General features: G+C 49.9%; 17 protein-coding genes. 4 read left to right on the top strand and 13 right to left on the bottom strand.

Going from position 1 to position 19,838, the window contains the following annotated elements:
* Positions 1–5: 5 nt before the first annotated feature.
* The 3 genes from BZG76_RS03495 to znuA all read right to left on the bottom strand — a co-directional run bounded on the left by BZG76_RS03495 (position 6) and on the right by znuA (position 4,605).
* The gene (locus BZG76_RS03495) at positions 6–2,273 is read right to left on the bottom strand and encodes a hypothetical protein (RefSeq protein ID WP_077460175.1); all 2,268 of its coding nucleotides are present in this window, start codon (positions 2,271–2,273) and stop codon (positions 6–8) included.
* A 114-nt stretch (positions 2,274–2,387) separates the two neighbouring features.
* Entirely contained in the window at positions 2,388–3,725 is a 1,338-nt protein-coding gene (mepM, locus tag BZG76_RS03490) for a murein DD-endopeptidase MepM (protein WP_077460174.1), read from the bottom strand.
* The gene (gene znuA / locus BZG76_RS03485) at positions 3,709–4,605 is read right to left on the bottom strand and encodes a zinc ABC transporter substrate-binding protein ZnuA (RefSeq protein ID WP_241824039.1); all 897 of its coding nucleotides are present in this window, start codon (positions 4,603–4,605) and stop codon (positions 3,709–3,711) included. The genes mepM and znuA overlap by 17 nt, the downstream gene beginning before the upstream one ends.
* A 78-nt stretch (positions 4,606–4,683) precedes the next feature.
* Here znuA and znuC point away from each other — a divergent pair, with 78 nt between their 5' ends.
* Both znuC and znuB read left to right on the top strand, forming a co-directional pair.
* On the top strand, positions 4,684–5,448 hold the full coding sequence (znuC, locus tag BZG76_RS03480; protein WP_077460172.1) for a zinc ABC transporter ATP-binding protein ZnuC: 765 nt from the start codon (positions 4,684–4,686) through the stop codon (positions 5,446–5,448).
* The gene (gene znuB / locus BZG76_RS03475; RefSeq protein WP_077460171.1) at positions 5,441–6,232 is read left to right on the top strand and encodes a zinc ABC transporter permease subunit ZnuB; all 792 of its coding nucleotides are present in this window, start codon (positions 5,441–5,443) and stop codon (positions 6,230–6,232) included. The genes znuC and znuB overlap by 8 nt, the downstream gene beginning before the upstream one ends.
* Before the next feature lie 204 nt (positions 6,233–6,436).
* Here znuB and sucD read toward each other — a convergent pair whose 3' ends face one another.
* The 8 genes from sucD to sdhC form a co-directional block, all read right to left on the bottom strand.
* On the bottom strand, positions 6,437–7,309 hold the full coding sequence (gene sucD / locus BZG76_RS03470; RefSeq protein ID WP_021022452.1) for a succinate--CoA ligase subunit alpha: 873 nt from the start codon (positions 7,307–7,309) through the stop codon (positions 6,437–6,439).
* 2 nt (positions 7,310–7,311) lie between these two features.
* Entirely contained in the window at positions 7,312–8,478 is a 1,167-nt protein-coding gene (gene sucC, locus BZG76_RS03465) for an ADP-forming succinate--CoA ligase subunit beta (RefSeq protein WP_077460170.1), read from the bottom strand.
* A gap of 112 nt (positions 8,479–8,590) precedes the next feature.
* The gene (odhB, locus tag BZG76_RS03460) at positions 8,591–9,802 is read right to left on the bottom strand and encodes a 2-oxoglutarate dehydrogenase complex dihydrolipoyllysine-residue succinyltransferase (protein WP_021022454.1); all 1,212 of its coding nucleotides are present in this window, start codon (positions 9,800–9,802) and stop codon (positions 8,591–8,593) included.
* Positions 9,803–9,830: 28 nt separating this feature from the next.
* The gene (gene sucA, locus BZG76_RS03455) at positions 9,831–12,641 is read right to left on the bottom strand and encodes a 2-oxoglutarate dehydrogenase E1 component (RefSeq protein WP_077460169.1); all 2,811 of its coding nucleotides are present in this window, start codon (positions 12,639–12,641) and stop codon (positions 9,831–9,833) included.
* 115 nt (positions 12,642–12,756) lie between these two features.
* On the bottom strand, positions 12,757–13,467 hold the full coding sequence (locus BZG76_RS03450) for a succinate dehydrogenase iron-sulfur subunit (RefSeq protein ID WP_077460168.1): 711 nt from the start codon (positions 13,465–13,467) through the stop codon (positions 12,757–12,759).
* 13 nt (positions 13,468–13,480) lie between these two features.
* Positions 13,481–15,247, bottom strand: a complete 1,767-nt coding sequence (sdhA, locus tag BZG76_RS03445) for a succinate dehydrogenase flavoprotein subunit (protein ID WP_077460167.1) — start codon at positions 15,245–15,247, stop codon at positions 13,481–13,483.
* The gene (sdhD, locus tag BZG76_RS03440) at positions 15,248–15,598 is read right to left on the bottom strand and encodes a succinate dehydrogenase, hydrophobic membrane anchor protein (protein WP_021022458.1); all 351 of its coding nucleotides are present in this window, start codon (positions 15,596–15,598) and stop codon (positions 15,248–15,250) included. It lies immediately after the preceding gene.
* Positions 15,592–15,984: a succinate dehydrogenase cytochrome b556 subunit gene (gene sdhC, locus BZG76_RS03435; protein ID WP_021022459.1), complete on the bottom strand. Its 393-nt coding sequence runs from the start codon at positions 15,982–15,984 to the stop codon at positions 15,592–15,594. The genes sdhD and sdhC overlap by 7 nt, the downstream gene beginning before the upstream one ends.
* A gap of 420 nt (positions 15,985–16,404) precedes the next feature.
* On the opposite strand from sdhC, the gene BZG76_RS03430 reads away from it, so the two are divergent.
* Complete coding sequence (locus tag BZG76_RS03430; RefSeq protein ID WP_077460166.1) at positions 16,405–17,694, top strand: citrate synthase; 1,290 nt, start codon at positions 16,405–16,407, stop codon at positions 17,692–17,694.
* 53 nt (positions 17,695–17,747) lie between these two features.
* Here the strand turns inward: BZG76_RS03430 and BZG76_RS03425 are convergent, their stop codons facing one another.
* A complete protein-coding gene (locus BZG76_RS03425; protein ID WP_077460243.1) occupies positions 17,748–18,506 on the bottom strand; it encodes a Nif3-like dinuclear metal center hexameric protein in 759 nt (252 codons plus the stop codon).
* Positions 18,507–18,640: 134 nt separating this feature from the next.
* Entirely contained in the window at positions 18,641–18,838 is a 198-nt protein-coding gene (locus tag BZG76_RS03420; RefSeq protein WP_021022462.1) for a DUF2517 family protein, read from the bottom strand.
* 138 nt (positions 18,839–18,976) lie between these two features.
* On the opposite strand from BZG76_RS03420, the gene BZG76_RS03415 reads away from it, so the two are divergent.
* A complete protein-coding gene (locus BZG76_RS03415) occupies positions 18,977–19,801 on the top strand; it encodes a DUF1853 family protein (protein ID WP_077460165.1) in 825 nt (274 codons plus the stop codon).
* Positions 19,802–19,838: the final 37 nt, after the last annotated feature.

Here is a 19,838-nt window from a genome sequence, read left to right as displayed (position 1 = left end):
TCATGTCACCCAGCATCCGAGGATTCCGCCAAGGCCTCCGTTGCACCCTCTCGTTTTTTAGTTTCACTCGGCACAGCGAGCGCTTGGTCTTCAGTCCACATGGGTTTCAACGTGGACTGAAAAACCGGATATGCACCGGCATGATCCAAGGGAAAATCAGTATGCTGCCCAACCTGGTGCCGTTGTTTGAACGCTAACCTAACTGCGGCTAATACAATACTGACAAAGAGCATCAAAACGACACCGCTCACCAGGTGAGGCAATATCGGCATAGAGACCCTCATATCCAGCACAGTATGCGACGCGCCATCACGCGGAATGGCAACCCGAAGCTGATAGTGCCCTCCGACCATATTCGCTAACGAGAAGGTTTCTCTTCCGGTTTGCTGCCAAGCGGCCAGCGGTTTAGCCAAAGACTGGCCAGATTGTCGGTAAGGGACCAATTGGTAATGAATACGAGAGACCTGACGCTCTGGCGGCCAGCTTCCCCAAGACACGTTAACCGGGCTTTTTTCGAGCAGTGTGATTGCGGTCTGCTGGCGTGGGCCAACACGCCAGCGCTTATGTTGCTGCCACAGAGCCCCGATCACCACCTGAGGCGGTTTACGCAGCGAAAACGCGAGTTGGTCGGTTTCAATCACGTACTTATTTTCAGCGTCCAGAATGGTCAACTGATGCGGGCGAGACGCAAAACAAGCCACTTGCTCAGACTCAGAAGGCAGTCGGAAAGTGCGGATAAAACCTCGTGGTGCAATATGGATTAAAGCCTGATTACTGTACGCCCAGATACCATCTCGATTTCCAGTGATACAGCGAAAGGCTTCATTCTCCAATGCTAGGTACGCCACCGAGGTTGAATTAGATAAGTTTGGGTTGTATTGATATAGCCCCTTATTATTCACCAACCATACCCGCCCTTGCTCATCGGCATAGAGATCAACGATGGGTAGTAAGGCATCCATGAGCGGTATCGGCTGGAACTGATCATGACGATAACGCGTCAGCCCTTGGCGATGACGAATCCAAACACTCCCTCTGCCATCATCATAAAAGCCTAATATATCGCCCGCATCAGATTGCCAATTAGTGCCATAATCGATAACCTTTTCAGATTCAGGCCAATAGCGAATGAGGCGATCCTTGAACGCCAGCCACATAACGCCATTTGAGTCGACATATAAATGCTGAGCCGAGAGTGACGAGAGAGACTCGGGGAGCGTGAGGTCAGCGCTTAAATTCCGCCAACCGCCTGAATACAGCCCCCGAGGATCACTACTGGCCAGAAAACCTTGTGTCATCGCTGTTGGCACATCCTGATGTTGATGCGAAATCCAGCGTTGCCCAGGCGCGCGATAACGGGTTGTCTTATCGGTTGAAAACCAGACGCCGCCCTCAAAGTCGCCCCACAAAAAGGTGACTGACTTTCCCGGTATTAACCGAGCGCCGGGCTGCCACACGGGCGTTGCTTCCCCGCCAATAGAGAGAAAATAGACGCCATCGGCACGCGCCGCCCAAAGCCCACCGGAGCCAACCGTTAGGCGCTGGTAACCCCCTTGGGTATTAAGTAGATGCTGTGCTTGAACCGCACGGTCTGATAACGCTAAGAGGTAGACGCCTCGTTCAGTACTGACCCAAGCTCTATCTCCCTTTGCCGTTATCGCAGTCACAGAGCTCGTAAAGCGCGTGAGTTGGCGAATACCGTCATCGGTAAGCTGATACAAACCTTTGCCGATCGCGACTAATCGGTGCTCAGCGGTAAGCCACGTATGGTCCGCACGCCATTGACCAGCTCGCCAAATACGAAATTGATTCTCTTTGACGTGATAACGGCTTAATTGTCCATCTTGGATATACCACAGCGTGTTATTCACCGCGGCTAATCGAGGTTGACTCTCGCCGCGTGTGTCTTTGCCGCTGTCTGACAACTTATATTGGATTAGCGTATTGTCACCCGTGCGAAAGCGATAAATACCTCGTTGGCCCGCAAGCCATAACGTTTGGTGGGCATAGGCAATGGTCACTATTTTTTCGTCAGGTAAGGTCAGCGTTTCGTCTAGAGGGTGGGATTGTTGTCCATCGAAGAAATAAATATCGCCTTGATTATTAAGCAGCCACATACCGCCTGAGGGTTGGACCGCGACATCTCGCACATCACCAAGCGCACTGAGCCCCGGATAAGATTGAAATGACGTTTGTAGTGGTTCGTGCGCATGCAAAGGCAGACAAAGGAGAACAAGAGCCAACCATAAAAAACAAAGACATTGGCGTTTCATGTATAAAATGCGAGACAGGGTTGCAGGGTTAAGCCTTGTAGTGTCCTGCTAGTCACTACGAAAGAAAACCCTGCCTCCCCAAATGTGAGCGAGTCCTCACATTTTTAATATTTATTACCCATTAAGACGCTGCTCCAGTGCTTGCTGCGCATGTTTTGCTTGACGCTGAAACTCACCTCTCTCCTGACTCGGCACGGGATGAGCTTCGGGCAACGGCACTTTCATGGCATTCACAGGGTGGCCGTACTTTAATAACTCAAAATGCAGGTGTGGGCCGGTCGAGCGTCCCGTGTTGCCACTGAGCGCAATCCGTTGTCCCATTGATACGTGGTCGCCAGGTTTCACCAAAATCCGGTGTAAATGGAGATAACGGGTTGAGTATTCACGACCATGTTTGATGACAACATAGTTTCCTGCTAACGGGTGTTTTCGCGCTTTCACCACCACGCCATCACCTGCCGCTAGCACTGACGTCCCAACGGGGGTAGCAAAGTCGGTCCCGTTATGCGGAGAGATACGCCCCGTAATGGGATGCTTGCGGTGAGGATCAAACGATGAGCTAATCCGGTAGCGTTTCGCCGTAGGGATGCGGCGCAGGGCACGATCTAAGCTTTGCCCTTGCTCATCATAAAAACGGCCATCTGTATGTCGATAAATGAAGATATCACGATCTCCCGCTCGATAGAGCATGGCGGATATATCTCCAGATGAGACCGGTTTATTGTCAATAAACTCTTTATCTACCTGAATCGCAAACTGATCGCCTCGACGCGATTGGCGTCCAAAGTCAAACCGCCATTGTAATGCCGAAACCAGGTTTTGAATTTGATTGGGGGTTAGCCCCGCTTGGCGAGCTTGTTGGTAAAAACTGCTGTTGACACGACCAATCACGGTGACTTTTTCACGATCCCCTTTGGTTTCTAAACGCGCATACGCTACCTTCCCCTGCTCAAAACGATACTGATCCCGGTATTTGAGCGATTGGTACAGGGTGAACGTTAATAACCGTCCTTGTTCATCGACCTGCCACTCCATGTTTTGACCACGACGGATGTCACCCACGCGATCATTTTCATCAAGCATTTGATAAAGCTGGCTGATCGGAAGTCCGTATTGGGAAAAAATACCTCCCAAGGTATCGCCGGCAGCCACCGTGTGTTGGTGGGTGCGCGGTGCTTCCGAGGTGATGTCTTTTTCTAATGCATCTTCCGGTACGCGAAGTGCAGGATCATCAGCATCCAGACCCTGTTCGATAGGCTCACTGTGCTCGACGGAGGTGATATTTTGCGTATCGTTCGGGATAGGTATCGGTTGGCGATCACGTGAAGAGGAAAAAGGATGGGGCTGCCACATCAAGGCAGCGCCAACTAAAAGAGATAATGATGCGAGTGCTAGCTTGTGCTGGCGTGGTAGCCGAGCCGTAGCAGCTAACCAGTTAGTGAGTAGTTTCATGCTTTAAACAACGTGCGAAACGATTTCCCATATCTTTTAAAAACACCTGATAAGCATCAGGCGTTACCTGAATTGACGTCGCCAATGGATCGAGTTCGAGGACATTGACGTCATTATGTCGGGTCACAGCATCAATCAGTGCAGGATTAAACTGCGGCTCAGTGAAGATACAGGTCGCATCATGATTAAGCAATCCTCGGCGAATGGTTACTAACGTCTTAGCGCCCGGTTTTTGGCTTGGATCCACGGTAAAATGGCCGGTTTTCTCGAGGCCAAAGGCCGTTTCAAAGTAGCCATAGGCATCATGAAAGACAAAGTAGCCTGACTGCATATGCGTGGATAACTCATCTTCAATATCCGCGACGGTCTGGGTTAGCTGGGTATTAAAACGGTTAAGGTTAGCCCGATAGATCGCCGCTTTATCCGGCGCCGCCTCAATTAAAGCCGCGGTAATCGCTTGCGCGGCTACCCGTGTGGTGTCTGGACCCAACCACAGATGAGGGTCGATGTTATGTTCACCGTGATCATGGCCATGATGATCATGGGCGCCGTCAAAATCACGCAGTGGCATCCCCTCGATCTGAGATAGCGTCAGCACCGAGGGCTTATCGGCTAATAACTTATCGAGAAACAGTTCGAGTTCGGGCCCGACCCATAGGGTGATATCGGCTTGATTCAACGCGCGAATATCTGAAGGTTTTAGGGCGTAGCCATGCGGTGATGCGCCAGGAGGTAGAAGCACGTCTAAACGATCATCATCGGCAATGAGTCCTGCCGTAATAAGCTGAAGCGGTTTAATGGTTGTCATCACCGTGATCGCGTGAGCCGGCATCACCAGCAATAGCGCAAAAAGTCCACCAATAATACGAGCTGTCATCATTCCTCTCATTCTTTTGTTTTCTCGACGGGCAGAAATGTTATATTATAACAATTCCAATTCACAATGCTTTTTTTCACTATGACAAATTCGCTAGTCTCGCTTGACGCGGTGACGGTGACCTATAACGGCCGAAATGTGCTGGACAAGGTCTCTATGCAATTAAAACGAGGACAGATTACCACGCTCATTGGTCCAAATGGCGCGGGGAAATCAACCTTAGTCAAAGCATTAATTGGTTTAGTAAAGCCCGCAGCGGGTATGGTTCACGTCGCTAAAGGGGTGAAGATAGGCTATGTGCCACAAAAACTTCAGCTTAACCAGACACTGCCTTTGACGGTTGACCGATTTATTCGCCTAGGAACACGCTATACCAATTCCCAAATTGATCACGCGTTGCAAACCGTCAACGCAGAATCATTGCAATACGCCAATATGCACACGCTTTCGGGCGGTGAAACACAACGTGTTCTTTTGGCGCGTGCGATCTTAAAACAGCCGGATGTGCTGGTGTTAGATGAACCGGTGCAAGGGGTCGATGTCAGCGGCCAATTAGAAATGTATAGCCTCATCGCGCACCTGCGCGATACACTAAAATGCGCGGTATTAATGGTGTCACACGATTTGCATTTAGTCATGGCCAAGACCGATGACGTCATTTGCCTTCAACACCATGTGTGCTGCTCTGGCGCACCCGACGCCATATCTCAGCATCCATCCTATGTCGCGATGTTTGGTCGTCAAACCAGTGAACAACTGGCGTTATATCATCACCACCATCATCACCAACATGATCTTGCAGGCCAGCCTGTAAGCTGTGATCACCAAGAGCACCACCATGATTGAGTTCCTTCTTGCCCCTATTATGGGTGGCCTACTTATCGCTGCCATTGCTGGGCCATTAGGCTCTTTTGTGGTCTGGCGTCGGATGGCCTATTTCGGCGATACCTTAGCACACGCTTCATTACTTGGGCTCGCGCTTGGGTTTTTGCTCCAAATTGACTTAAATCTCGCGCTGGTGGTGACGTGTTTGCTTCTCGCGATCTTGTTGGTTGGTCTGCAACGCCAACATCTGGTTTCTACCGATACCTTACTCGGGATATTGGCACACAGCGCTCTGTCTTTGGGCTTAGTGGCGGTCAGCTTTTTAGACAACATGCGGGTTGATTTGATGGCCTATTTGTTTGGCGATCTGCTGGCGGTTTCATTTGCTGACCTTACCTGGCTCGCGGTCGGCGCCTGCTTTACGCTTGCTGTACTGGGATATTATTGGGAACAACTTCTATCGATGACCGTCAGTGAAGAGCTGGCTAAAGTCGAAGGGATAGCGGTCGAAAAACTGCGGCTTTTATTGATGCTATTGATTGGTTTAGTGATCGCATTGGCGATGAAGTTTGTTGGCGCGCTGATTATTACATCCATGCTGATCATTCCCGCTGCAACAGCCCGCCGACTGGCGTCTACGCCAGAGCAAATGGCTGCTTTTGCTAGCCTGATTGGTATGTTCGCCGTGATGCTGGGTATGGCTGGATCCTGGTTTTATGATACGCCCGCAGGGCCGTCAGTAGTGGTTGCTGCAGCCAGTGTATTTATGCTTACGCAGCTGGTCCCCTCTCGCGCCGTTACCTGAGTATCTGCGACCACGGCCTGAATGCGATGATGCTCTGAATGCGATCATAGCCTGAAGACGATCATAGTCTGAACGAGTCTAAACGTTAAACACGTTTATGCTGTGAAAACGCGCAGGCCTTTGCTAACGCCTTAACGTCTTCCCTGTAACGACAAAAGCCGCTCACATGAGCGGCTTTGGGCTTTACGTGACTGGAAAATTACATTACCAGTTGGTTTTTTCACGTAGTGCTTTGCCAATATCGGCCAAGCTTTTCACTGTTGTCACGCCTGCCGCTTCCAAGGCCGCAAATTTATCGTCTGCGGTACCTTTACCACCAGAAATGATTGCACCCGCATGGCCCATACGTTTGCCTGGAGGCGCAGTCACACCAGCAATATAAGCCACAACCGGCTTGGTAACATTCGCTTTAATGTACGCGGCGGCTTCTTCTTCGGCGGTACCACCGATTTCACCAATCATTACAATTGCTTCGGTGGCTGGATCCTTTTCGAACATCGCGAGGATGTCGATAAAGTTTGAGCCTGGAATCGGATCACCACCAATTCCAACGCACGTTGATTGGCCAAAGCCTTCATCGGTTGTTTGTTTTACCGCTTCATAAGTCAAGGTGCCTGAGCGTGAAACAATGCCTACCTTACCCGACTGATGGATATGTCCTGGCATAATGCCAATCTTAGACTCATCGGGGGTAATCACACCGGGGCAGTTAGGGCCGATCATTCGCACCCCTGCTTGATCCAGTTTCACTTTCACTTCCAGCATATCCAGCGTTGGAATACCTTCGGTAATACAGACGATCAGCTCAATCCCGGCGTCAATCGCTTCTAAAATGGCATCTTTACAAAAAGGCGCTGGCACATAAATGACCGAGGCAGTGGCGCCGGTCGCTTCAACCGCGTCTGCCACGGTATTAAAGACCGGAAGGCCGAGGTGAGTCGTGCCGCCTTTGCCCGGTGATACGCCACCGACCATTTGAGTTCCATATTCAATCGCCTGCTCGGAATGGAAGGTTCCTTGACCGCCCGTAAATCCTTGGCAGATAACTTTGGTTTCTTTATTGATCAGCACTGACATTGTTATTTACCCTCCGCGGCAGCAACGACTTTCTGTGCGGCTTCGGTTAGCGATGTTGCCGCAATGATGTTCAAACCACTATCGGCCAGTTTTTTGGCGCCTAAGTCTGCGTTATTCCCCTCAAGACGAACCACAACAGGCACTTTAACGCCGACTTCTTCAACCGCACCAATAATGCCATCTGCAATCAGATCACAGCGCACAATGCCGCCAAAGATGTTCACCAATACCGCCTTTACGTTGCTATCAGACAGAATGATTTTAAAGGCTTCTGTCACACGCTCTTTTGTCGCACCGCCTCCCACATCGAGGAAGTTGGCAGGGCTACCACCGTGCAAGTTAACAATGTCCATGGTCCCCATTGCCAAGCCAGCACCATTCACCATACAACCAATGTTGCCGTCTAGCGCAACATAGTTCAGCTCCCACTGTGCCGCATGCGCTTCGCGCTCATCGTCTTGACTCGGGTCGTGCATCGCACGCACCTTCGGYTGACGATATACCGCATTACTGTCAATCGCTAGCTTTGCATCCAAGCAATGCAAATCGCCTTGTTCAGTAATCACCAGCGGGTTTACCTCGACCAAGGCAACATCTTTATCCAAGAACAGTTGACCAATCCCGACAAAGATCTTAGTGAACTGCTTGATTTGCTCACCTTCTAAGCCAAGTTTAAATGCCAGTTGGCGACCCTGGTAAGGTTGTGGGCCAACCAAAGGATCAATCGATGCTTTGTGAATCAGCTCTGGCGTTTCTTCGGCGACTTTTTCTATTTCAACACCGCCTTCGGTGGATGCCATGAAAACAACGCGACGCGAGCCACGGTCGACCACGGCGCCCAGGTAAAGCTCTTTAGCGATATCGGTGCAAGACTCAACCAAAATTTTGCTGACTGGTTGGCCATTCTCGTCCGTTTGAAATGTCACTAGGTTTTTACCCAGCCATTTCTGTGCAAATTCGCGGATTTCTTCTTTTGAGTTCGCGAGTTTTACCCCGCCCGCTTTTCCGCGGCCACCGGCGTGAACTTGGCATTTCACAACCCATTTGTTGCCGCCAATTTTATCGGCTGCTTCAGCAGCTTCTTGTGGTGTATCGCAGGCATAGCCCTCTGAAACTGGTAGACCATATTCAGCGAACAGCTGCTTTGACTGATATTCGTGCAGATTCATGATGTTCTATCCGTGTTAGTGTCCATTATTGTATCTTTATGCTTTCCAAAGAAGGGGACCTCCGTCCCCTTCAAAACGGTTTATTTCCCTCAAAAAGAGGTCGATAACACCATTAAACGTCTAGGAGCAGACGTGTTGGGTCTTCAAGGAGCTCTTTGATGGTGACCAAGAAACCAACCGACTCACGACCGTCAATAAGGCGGTGATCATAGGAAAGCGCAAGGTACATCATCGGCAAGATTTCAACCTTGCCATCTACCGCCATTGGGCGATCTTGAATTTTATGCATGCCAAGAATGGCAGCTTGAGGTGGGTTAATGATCGGCGTTGACATTAATGAGCCGAACACACCGCCATTGGTCAGGGTAAAGTTACCTCCGGTGAGTTCATCAACGGTCAACTTGCCGTCACGCCCCTTTATGGCTAAGTCACGAATACCTTTTTCGATATCGGCAAAGCCTAGTTTGTCGCAGTCGCGTAGTACAGGCGTTACCAGACCACGCGGGGTAGAAACCGCCATGCTGACGTCAAAATAGTTGTGATACACAATCTCATCACCATCTATTGACGCATTCACTTCTGGATAACGTTTAAGGGCTTCAACGACCGCTTTAACGTAAAAAGACATGAAACCAAGGCGAATATCATGACGCTTTTCAAACGAATCACGGTACTGCTTACGCAGTTCCATAATTGGCTTCATGTTCACTTCGTTAAATGTAGTTAGCATCGCGGTGCTGTTTTTTGCTTCGAGCAAACGTTCTGCCACGCGCTTACGCAAACGCGTCATCGGCACACGCTTCTCGCCTCGCTCTGCCACTGGCGGCACATCTTGGGTCGCCGCTTTCTGCTCACTACTTTGCGCGGGCTGCTTCTTCAGGTGCGCTTCCACATCTTCTCGGGTAATGCGTCCGCCTACACCCGTGCCTTTCACCGCATCCGAAGAAAGATCATGTTCAGCCAATAAGCGACGGACGGCAGGGCTCAGTGAGTCATTGCTCTCTTCTTCTAGTGACGCAGTGTGGCGCTTATCCGGTGATGCCTCTGATTCAGCGGGCACATCTTTGGTTGGTTCACCCGCGACAGCCCCTTCTTTCAGCTTGGCGATCGCTTGTTTCCCCAGCACGGTTGACCCTTCATCTTCAATGATGGATTCCAGTACCCCATCTGCAGGAGCGGGAACTTCTAGCACGACCTTATCTGTTTCAATATCAACCAGTACTTCGTCACGGGTTACCGAGTCACCTGGCTGTTTATGCCATGTGGCAATCGTTGCGTCAGCCACAGATTCGGGTAAATCGGGAACCAGAATTTCGATTGTCATATCGTATTTATCCTTAATGTTCTAGTTCTTACTTTAGGGTCAGAGCGTCTTGTACTAACGCTTTTTGTTGTTTCTGGTGTACAGACATATAACCTACCGCTGGCGATGCCGAGGCGGCACGCCCAGCGTAGCTGAGTGTGGCACCATCCGGTAAGGCTGCACGGAAATTGTGCTGGCTGCTGTACCAAGCCCCTTGGTTTTGTGGCTCTTCTTGACACCATACAAAGTCTTTTGCATTGCCGTAAGGCGCAATCACTTCTTTCACCGCCTCAAGCGGGAACGGATAAAGTTGCTCGATACGAACAATGGCTACGTCATCGATTTCTTGCTCGCGGCGTGCTTTCAGCAAATCGTAATAGACCTTACCGGCACACATAACCACCCGTTTCACCTTGCTTGGATCCAGATCATCCATTTCACCGATAGCGGGTTGGAAATCGCCCTCTGTCAGATCGTCTAGGCTGGATACACAAAGCGGATGGCGTAGCAAGGATTTAGGTGACATAACCACCAATGGTCGACGCATCGGGCGAACAACTTGACGGCGTAGCATATGATAAACCTGAGCGGGGCTCGAGGGCACCACGACCTGCATATTTTGCTCGGCACATAATTGCAAATACCGCTCTAAGCGCGCGGAAGAGTGCTCAGGGCCCTGCCCTTCATAACCGTGAGGGAGCAACATGGTTAAACCACACATCCGGCGCCACTTCTGCTCGCCAGAGCTGATGAACTGGTCAATCACAACTTGCGCGCCATTACCAAAATCGCCAAATTGCGCTTCCCATACCGTTAAGCCACCCGGCTCTGCGGTCGCATAGCCATACTCAAATGCCACGACGGCCGCTTCAGACAACACAGAGTCATAAATTTCGAACGGCCCTTGCTTATTATGGATATTGGCAAGGGGGACATAGGTACTGCCATCGCCTTGGTTATGTAACACCGCGTGACGATGGAAGAAAGTACCACGGCCAGTATCTTGGCCCGTAATACGAACACGCTTGCCGTCGTCCACCAGCGTGGCATAGGCCAATGTCTCGGCCATCCCCCAGTCAACAGGTTTTTCACCATCAATCATCGCTTTACGATCTTTGTAAAGCTTACCGACTCGGCTGTGTAGCGTATGGCTATCTGGCAATTGACAGATACGGTTACCAAGCTCTCTCAGCCGTTTGGCATCAAACTTGTTCGCCCACTCAACCGTCCAGTCGTGGCCGAGATAAGGGGTCCAGTCGACCGAGTGCAACACCATTGGGCGCCACTCTTTCACTACGCATTCACCGCTATCCAACAGATCGCGGTATTCGTTGATCAATTCGGTCGCTTTTTCTAGGTTAGCAATGCCTTGTTGATCAAGTACATCCGCATAGAGTTTGCGCGGCGTCGGATGTTTTTTGATCTTCTGGTACATCATCGGCTGCGTGGCATTCGGTTCATCCGCTTCGTTATGGCCATGACGGCGATAACAGACCAAATCAATGACCACATCGCGTTGAAACTCATTACGAAAATCAAGCGCTAAACGCGACACAAATGCTACCGCTTCGGGATCGTCGGCATTGACGTGGAAAATCGGCGCCTGAACCATTTTCGCGATATCGGTGCAGTACTGGGTTGAGCGAGAATCTGCCGGATTTGAGGTTGTAAAACCAATCTGATTGTTCACCACAATCCGCACCGTGCCGCCCACTTGGAAGCCCCGCGCTTGAGACATATTAAAGGTCTCTTGCACCACGCCTTGTCCCGCAATCGACGCATCGCCATGAATGGTGATCGGCAATACGCTTGAGCCTGTGCTGTCTTCGAGTCGGTCTTGACGCGCACGCACGGAGCCCATGACCACTGGATTAACAATTTCAAGGTGTGACGGGTTGAACGCCAAAGCAAGATGAACGTCACCACCTGGGGTCGCAAAGTCAGACGAGAACCCCTGATGATATTTCACATCACCGGTTCCCCAACTTTCATCTTGTTTCCCTGCGAACTCATCGAATAACTCTGACGGCTTTTTGCCTAGCACATTGACTAAAACATTGAGTCGACCACGGTGAGCCATCCCAACAACCACTTCACGCCCACCGTTACTTCCCGCATGGCGAATAAGCTCTTTGAGCATAGGGATGAGCGAGTCGCCCCCTTCAAGCGAGAAACGTTTTGCCCCAGGGAATTTAGCCCCCAAATACCGTTCAAGGCCTTCTGCTGCCGTTAGCTCTTCCAAAAAGGTGAGCTTCTCTTCCTCGCTAAATTGTGGCTGTCCCACAACTGATTCGAGGCGGCTTTGAATCCAACGCTTTTCTTCGGTATCTGTAATGTGCATGTACTCAGCACCAATTGACCCGCAATAGGTCTTTTGCAGTGCGTCATACAACTCACCTAATTGCATATTGTCTTTGCCAATTGCAAATGAGCCGACATTAAAGGTCTCGTTAAAATCCTGCTCGTTAAGAGAATGGAAGTCAGGTGACAAATCGGGGACAGGTTTACGTTTCCATAATCCGAGGGGGTCTAAACTGGCCTGTTGATGGCCACGGAAACGGAACGCATTGATCAGTTGAAGAACTTTGACTTGTTTCGCGTCTACATCTGGATCATTGACTGAAGCACTTGCACGCGATGTATCGGTAGCTAAGCGTCGAAAGTAATCGCGAACTCGAGAGTGGGGTTGTTCTACCGCGGTATCACTCACCACTGGTAGCTGGTCAAAGACCGCTCTCCATTCTTGATCAACTAACTCCGGGTCACTGAGGTACATTTCGTAGAGATCTTCTACGTACGTTGCATTGGCGCCAGCCAAATGAGAAGACTCTAACCAAGCCTTCATCACGCCATTTTGCATTGTTATCCCTTAACCACTAGTTATTTATCCAAACACCGGTTCTAAGCCGGGTTACCTGTTATTAAGCCCCGTCCTAGAACGGGGCATTTTTTATCTACGTTATTGGTTCAGCGTTTTAAACGCCGCGCTGAATCAGCATTGACTTAATGTGCCCAATTGCCTTGGTTGGATTAAGCCCTTTTGGACATACACTGACACAGTTCATTATTCCGTGGCAACGGAAGACACTAAAAGCGTCGTCTAGATCAGATAACCGTTCTTCAGTTGCCGTATCACGGCTATCTGCTAGCCAGCGATAGGCAGCAAGAAGGCCTGCAGGGCCGACGAACTTGTCAGGGTTCCACCAAAACGATGGGCACGCCGTACTACAGCAAGCGCACATGATGCACTCATACAAACCATCAAGCTCTGCTCTATCTTCCGGCGCTTGAAGGTTCTCACGCGACGGTGGTGTCTCATCGTTGATCAAATAAGGTTTGACGCGCTCGTAGTTCTCATAGAACTGCCCCATATCGATAATAAGATCACGCACTACGGGCAAACCAGGCAACGGACGAATAACAATCTCCGACTTATCCATTAGCGAGGATAAAGGCGTGATGCATGCCAGCCCATTTTTACCGTTCATATTGACACCGTCAGAGCCACAGACCCCCTCTCGACACGAGCGACGGAATGACAGGGTTGGATCCTGCTCTTTGAGTTGAAACAGCGCATCCAAAAGCATCATATCTGACCCTTCAGGGACGTCGAGTGTGTAATCCTTCATGTATGGCGCATCGTCCACATCTGGATTATAGCGATAGACTGAAAAATTAACGTTCATCGTTTCGACCCCCTTAATAAGTACGTGCTTTCGGTGGGAAAGCGTCACGATGCACAGGCGCCATATTGACGTCGCGCTTGGACATGGTTTCCGTTTCTGGGTTATAGATGGAGTGACACAACCAATTCTCGTCATCACGCTCTTGGTAGTCGAAGCGCGCATGAGCACCACGGCTTTCCGTCCGATAATACGCGGAGACCGCCGTTGAATAGGCAGTTTCCATCAGGTTCTCCAGCTCCAAACACTCGACGCGCTGGGTGTTAAACTCTGTTGATGTATCATCAAGGCGTGCTGTTTTGAGTCGCTCACGGATAGCATCCAACTCTTTCAGCCCTTTTTCCATCGCTTCGCCTTCTCGGAACACCGAGAAGTTTTCTTGCATACACGCTTGAAGGTCTTTGCGAATTTCTACTGGGTCTTCACCCTGCTGAGTACTATTCCAGCGATTGACGCGAGCCAGAGAGGCTTCAATGTCTGATTCACTGGCGTCTCTTGCTTCCACCTGCGCTGCCAAGGTTTCCCCTAGGTGTAACCCTGTTGCACGGCCGAAGACAACCAAGTCTAAGAGCGAGTTGCCCCCTAAGCGGTTGGCGCCATGTACAGAGACACTGGCGATTTCACCGCAGGCAAAAAGCCCTTGAACTTCGATATCATTGCCCAGTGGATCTTGTTTAATGGCTTGGCCGGATACTTGCGTTGGAATGCCTCCCATCATGTAGTGACACGTTGGGATAACAGGAATCGGCTCTTTGATCGGGTCGACATGTGCAAAAGTGCGCGACAAATCCAAGATACCCGGCAAGCGCGATTCCAGTACATCTTTGCCGAGATGGTCGAGCTTCAGCTTAATGTGTGGGCCCCATGGCCCCTCACAGCCGCGTCCTTCACGGATCTCGATCATCATTGATCGGGCAACCACGTCACGACCCGCAAGGTCTTTTGCATTAGGCGCATAACGCTCCATGAAGCGTTCACCATCTTTATTAAGTAGATAGCCACCCTCACCACGACAGCCTTCTGTCACCAAGACACCGGCACCCGCAATGCCTGTGGGGTGGAATTGCCACAYTTCCATGTCCTGCATCGGTACGCCAGCACGGAGCGCCATACCGACACCATCCCCGGTATTGATGTGCGCGTTGGTGGTTGACTGATAAATACGGCCTGCGCCCCCAGTCGCCAACACGGTTGCTTTCGATTTGAAGTAACAAATCTCACCCGTTTCCATGCACATCGCCGTTGCACCGACAATCACTCCATCTTGGTTTTTGACCAGATCAAGGGCATACCACTCTGAAAAAATCGTCGTTTTGTTTTTGATGTTTTGTTGGTAAAGCGTATGCAATAAGGCATGGCCAGTTCGGTCTGCTGCCGCGGCGGTACGTGCCGCTTGCTCGCCCCCAAATTCTTTTGATTGACCGCCAAAGGGTCGTTGATAGATCGAACCATCTTCAAAGCGAGAAAAGGGTAATCCCATTTTCTCTAGCTCAATGACTGACTGCGGGCCTGTTTTACACATGTATTCGATAGCGTCTTGATCACCAATATAATCGGAGCCTTTGACGGTATCGTACATATGCCATTGCCAATTATCCTTGTGCGAGTTACCCAGTGCCACTGTAATCCCGCCCTGTGCTGACACAGTATGAGAGCGAGTTGGGAACACTTTAGATAACAGCGCACACGTTAGGCCCTGCTCGGATATTTGCAGTGCCGCGCGCATACCGGCGCCACCTGCTCCAATAACGATTGCATCAAATTCGCGAACTGGAATACTCACTTACACACCCCACAATACAAAGAAACCGGCAAACACATAGATGAGAAGCGTGGCGACAACAGCAAGCTGTAATACACCGCGCAGCAAGGCTGGCTTGATATAATCAGTCAACACCTGCCACATCCCAATCCAGCCGTGGATCAGCACAGAGACCAGGGCCAACATGGTGAAGACCTTCGTGCTGGTCTGGCCGAAAAACGCTGTCCATGAGGCATACGTAATCTCAGGGCCAAAGACGGCAAAACCGACCATATAAAGTGTGTAAAGTGTGATGAGAATCGCAGTAGCTCGGACCAGCACATAATCGTGCACACCGTTGCGACCCACCGATGAAATGTTTTTTGTTACCATACTAAAACCCCCGCCAACACAGCTAGCACGCCTGCAATTACAAACGAGACTTGGGCACTTTTTGCCCCCGACTCCAGCTCTTCAAAGTAACCCAGGTCTTGGATTAAATGACGAATCCCGCCAACGATGTGATAAGCCAGCGCCGTCAAAATGCCCCAAAGTACGAGCTTGACGAAGAAGGTATCGAGTATCGCAGCAGCAGATTGAAATCCATCAGGAGAAGAGAGAGACAGGCTAAGCAGCCACAGTAGGATGGCGATCGAAACAAAGGTGATCACACCTGATATCCGATGCAAAATAGACGCAATCGCTGTAATGGGGAAGCGAATCGTCTTAAGGTCGAGGTTTACGGGTCTTGACTTTCTTTCTTTCACGATATTGCCCACTCAGCTCTATTGAGCATTTATAGTTATTACACTCTCTGAACCTCAGTACTCAAAGCGTAAGACCTGCAACATCTGCGTAACGCGCTTCATGTACCTTATTGCTTATAACTGCAATTCTCGGTGAATGGATCACGTCAGTTAGGAAAGGTGTTTGAGCCCCTAAACGCTCTAGGATACTGATTTGCCCAGAGACCTCGAAAAAGTATACGTGGCGTAACAGACAATTACAAACGCACAAAATTGACCGGAATCTCACAACAGATATTTAACCCCCATTGCAAATAAGTTATTAACTAACGCACATAAGTTATTAACTGACGCACACATCGATAGGTTAAAAATTGACATAATAGAGGTCGATCGGTAAAACGGTCGGGTCCGTATCCTGGATGGGATTATAAAATAACAAAGGAGATTGTTATGGCAGAGAAGAAAGCTACCCTACATATCGAAGGGAAAGCACCAATCGAACTGCCGATTATCGGAGGCACTGTCGGCCCGGATGTGATCGATGTGCGCAAGCTAGTCAATGAAGGTTACTTCACGTTTGATCCGGGGTTTGTTGCGACAGGATCTTGCGATTCGCAAATCACCTACATCGACGGCGAAGCGGGTGTTTTACTGCACCGTGGTTTTCCGATAGATCAACTTGCCAATAACGCTGATTACTTAGAAGTCTGTTACATCCTGCTCTACGGCGAAGTCCCTACAAAAAAACAATACGATGGTTTTCGTTCTATGATCGTGCGCCACACCATGGTTCACGAACAAATCGCGAGTTTCTTCCATGGTTTCCGTCGTGATGCTCACCCTATGGCCGTTATGGTCGGGGTTGTAGGGGCGCTTGCCGCGTTCTACCACGATTCTCTCGACATCACCAATGATAAACACCGTGAAATTACGGCGTTTCGTTTGCTGTCGAAGATGCCTACCCTGGCGGCTATGTGTTACAAGTATTCGATTGGCCAGCCATTTATTTATCCACGTAACGATTTGGACTACGCAGAGAACTTCCTTCATATGATGTTTGCCACACCATGTGAGGAATATGAGGTGAATCCGGTAGTTGCGCGCGCGATGGATAAGATTTTCACCCTACACGCGGATCATGAGCAAAACGCCTCAACATCCACGGTACGCCTAGCGGGATCATCGGGAGCCAATCCGTTTGCTTGTATTGCTGCCGGTATCGCGTCCTTGTGGGGGCCGGCACATGGCGGGGCCAATGAAGCTTGCTTGCGCATGCTCGAGCAAATCGGCCATGTCGATAACATTCCTGAGTACATTGAACGCGCTAAGGATAAAGATGATCCTTTCCGCTTAATGGGCTTTGGTCACCGGGTTTATAAGAACTATGACCCACGTGCAACGGTCATGCGCGAAGCATGTCATGAAGTGCTTGAAGAGCTACAAATTCAAGACCCGTTATTGGATGTGGCGATGGAGTTAGAACGCATCGCACTCTCCGATCAATACTTCATCGACAAGAAATTGTATCCGAATGTCGATTTCTACTCGGGCATCATCCTCAAAGCCATCGGTATTCCCACATCGATGTTTACCGTTATATTCGCGATGTCGCGGACGATCGGTTGGATTGCTCATTGGAACGAAATGCATACGGATCCACACAAGCGCATTGGTCGTCCACGCCAGCTTTACTCAGGCTATACCCAGCGTGAATTCACGCCGATGGATAAACGCGATTAACTGCGACACCTTGATGATAGAGCTAACGAAGCCGCCTCGATGGGCGGCTTTTTTTATGCGGGATTGTCGATATCGACAAAGTGCGTGGTAAGCCCATGATGGTCAGCTAACCACTCACCCAACGCTTTAACCCCATAACGTTCTGTTGCATGGTGCCCCGCGGCAACATAATGCACACCCTGCTCGCGCGCTGAAAACGTGGTTCGCTCAGAAATTTCACCCGATAAATACGCATCCATGCCTTGCTCGACGGCTAAGTCGATAAAGTCTTGCGCCCCTCCCGTGCACAGGCCGACGGTCTCTATCCGTGCTGTCCTGCCACCGTCAACGACAAGTGGCGTTCGGTTAAGCACGGTCGCAACTTGTTGCTCGAATTGGCCAAGAGTCATCGGTGTTGATAATTTGCCATAGACAGGAATGGAGACTGGATTATTGGGCTCCAAGCCACCTATGATCTCAATCCCCAATCGTTTGGCTAGCTGGGCGTTGTTGCCTAATGTGGGATGGATATCAAGCGGCAAATGGTAACCGTATAAGTTGATACCGTTTTCAATCAACATCTTAATCCGTTGATACTTCATGCCGCGTATTGATTGCGACTCACCACGCCAAAAGTAGCCATGATGAACCAAGATAGCATCGGCTTGATATTCAATTGCTTTATCAATTAAGTCTTGGCAGGCCGTCACGCCAGTAACAATGGTTTGTACATTATCGCGGCCTTGAACTTGTAATCCGTTTGGGCTGTAGTCTTTAACTTGTTCAGGTTTCAGTTCAGCGTTAAGCAGGGCTTCTAGCTGGAAATTATTCATAGCAATCACATTCACTTGCGAGACAATGGCAACAGTGTAACCTGACAAGCAAAGATAAAAAAAGCGGCTAGCATTGATGCTAACCGCCTTTTTCAACCACACGAAGTTGTACGTTTAAATCAGACCTTCGCGGGTTACAGATAGCCCCCAGCTTTCTCGGACTCAGCCAGCCATACAGGTTTGGTGCTGTCTTTAAGCCATACTTGGTGCAAATGGCTATAAATACGAGAAGCCAGCGATGGCGCAATCAGCGTTGGCAGGCAAGTGATGCCCGCCACTACGACAACACAACGACGCAGAACAACACGGGTTTTATCGAACGGTTTATACATAGCTAACCTCACTCATCTGACCAGTTATGTGTGAAGTCTATCATTAGTTTTGTAGTATTACTACATTTTGCTGCTTTTTTATCCTAAAAGTGCGCTTTTGGCATTAACAAACGATTAACAAGGTAATTAAATTACATTATGGCTTATCTGCGGTCACACCACTCACCGGACGCGTTGTTTGCCAATAGGGAACAAATACAAGCGGATATAAAATGGATACAACGCCAATTTCCGTTGTTGTCTTCTGAGCGGTTTTCGCTTGTACCGCACGGACTTTTCTCGGCCGTCTCGGTATCGGCATCTAAACCGTACGCGGGCCCTAGGCGAATTGGCTTTTATTATCAATGGTTGCTCACTGAGTTAATCCATCATCATCCTCACTTGCGACTAGAAGCAGAGGAAATACAGGTTAATGAGGCTGGAAAAACACGAGGTGCCATTGATTTTTTGATTGAGTACCAAGGGCAGTTAGAACACTGGGAAGTCGCGGTAAAATTTTATCTTGCTCATCAGAATCGCTGGCTGGGTCCGAACGCCAAGGACGCACTCGATATTAAAGTTGCGCGCATGATTGACCATCAATTGGCTCTGTCGAGTCATCCAAGCTTTTGCCAACAGTTTCCTCATTGGCGGCCCGCCCAAAAACGCTTAATGGTCCAAGGCCGGCTTTACCGTCATTACAGCCAGGATACTGACCTACCCGACTGGCCTCCCGTTAATGCGGCAAGTGTCGGTGGTTGGTGGTGCTGGCCTGACGAACTGCCAACAGACAAAGAATTTGCCATGTTGGCCCGCGATCAATGGTTATCTCTGCCAGAGTTTGGTGAGTTATCCCCCATGGTCTCAGGCAGTCTCGGTAACATAGACCGCACGTGTCATTTGTTAGATAACACACAAACACCTTGGTTCGTGGTGCCGAACACTTGGCCTAACAACGCACCTTCGCCCGCCCCCAAAAAATAAAAAGCGCGCACTTAATCGTGCACGCTTTTTGCAAACG

Origin of the sequence: Salinivibrio sp. AR647, assembly GCF_001995415.1 — a bacterium.
Taxonomy (GTDB): Bacteria; Pseudomonadota; Gammaproteobacteria; order Enterobacterales; family Vibrionaceae; genus Salinivibrio; species Salinivibrio costicola.
This window is presented reverse-complemented; position numbering and strand designations above follow the sequence as displayed.

Coding starts and splice junctions, on each gene's coding strand:
- BZG76_RS03495 (WP_077460175.1), bottom strand. CDS start 2,273: ATGAAACGCCAATGTCTTTGTTTTTTATGGTTGGCTCTTGTTCTCCTT.
- mepM (WP_077460174.1), bottom strand. CDS start 3,725: ATGAAACTACTCACTAACTGGTTAGCTGCTACGGCTCGGCTACCACGC.
- znuA (WP_241824039.1), bottom strand. CDS start 4,605: ATGATGACAGCTCGTATTATTGGTGGACTTTTTGCGCTATTGCTGGTG.
- znuC (WP_077460172.1), top strand. CDS start 4,684: ATGACAAATTCGCTAGTCTCGCTTGACGCGGTGACGGTGACCTATAAC.
- znuB (WP_077460171.1), top strand. CDS start 5,441: ATGATTGAGTTCCTTCTTGCCCCTATTATGGGTGGCCTACTTATCGCT.
- sucD (WP_021022452.1), bottom strand. CDS start 7,309: ATGTCAGTGCTGATCAATAAAGAAACCAAAGTTATCTGCCAAGGATTT.
- odhB (WP_021022454.1), bottom strand. CDS start 9,802: ATGACAATCGAAATTCTGGTTCCCGATTTACCCGAATCTGTGGCTGAC.
- sucA (WP_077460169.1), bottom strand. CDS start 12,641: ATGCAAAATGGCGTGATGAAGGCTTGGTTAGAGTCTTCTCATTTGGCT.
- BZG76_RS03450 (WP_077460168.1), bottom strand. CDS start 13,467: ATGAACGTTAATTTTTCAGTCTATCGCTATAATCCAGATGTGGACGAT.
- sdhD (WP_021022458.1), bottom strand. CDS start 15,598: ATGGTAACAAAAAACATTTCATCGGTGGGTCGCAACGGTGTGCACGAT.
- BZG76_RS03430 (WP_077460166.1), top strand. CDS start 16,405: ATGGCAGAGAAGAAAGCTACCCTACATATCGAAGGGAAAGCACCAATC.
- BZG76_RS03425 (WP_077460243.1), bottom strand. CDS start 18,506: ATGAATAATTTCCAGCTAGAAGCCCTGCTTAACGCTGAACTGAAACCT.
- BZG76_RS03420 (WP_021022462.1), bottom strand. CDS start 18,838: ATGTATAAACCGTTCGATAAAACCCGTGTTGTTCTGCGTCGTTGTGTT.
- BZG76_RS03415 (WP_077460165.1), top strand. CDS start 18,977: ATGGCTTATCTGCGGTCACACCACTCACCGGACGCGTTGTTTGCCAAT.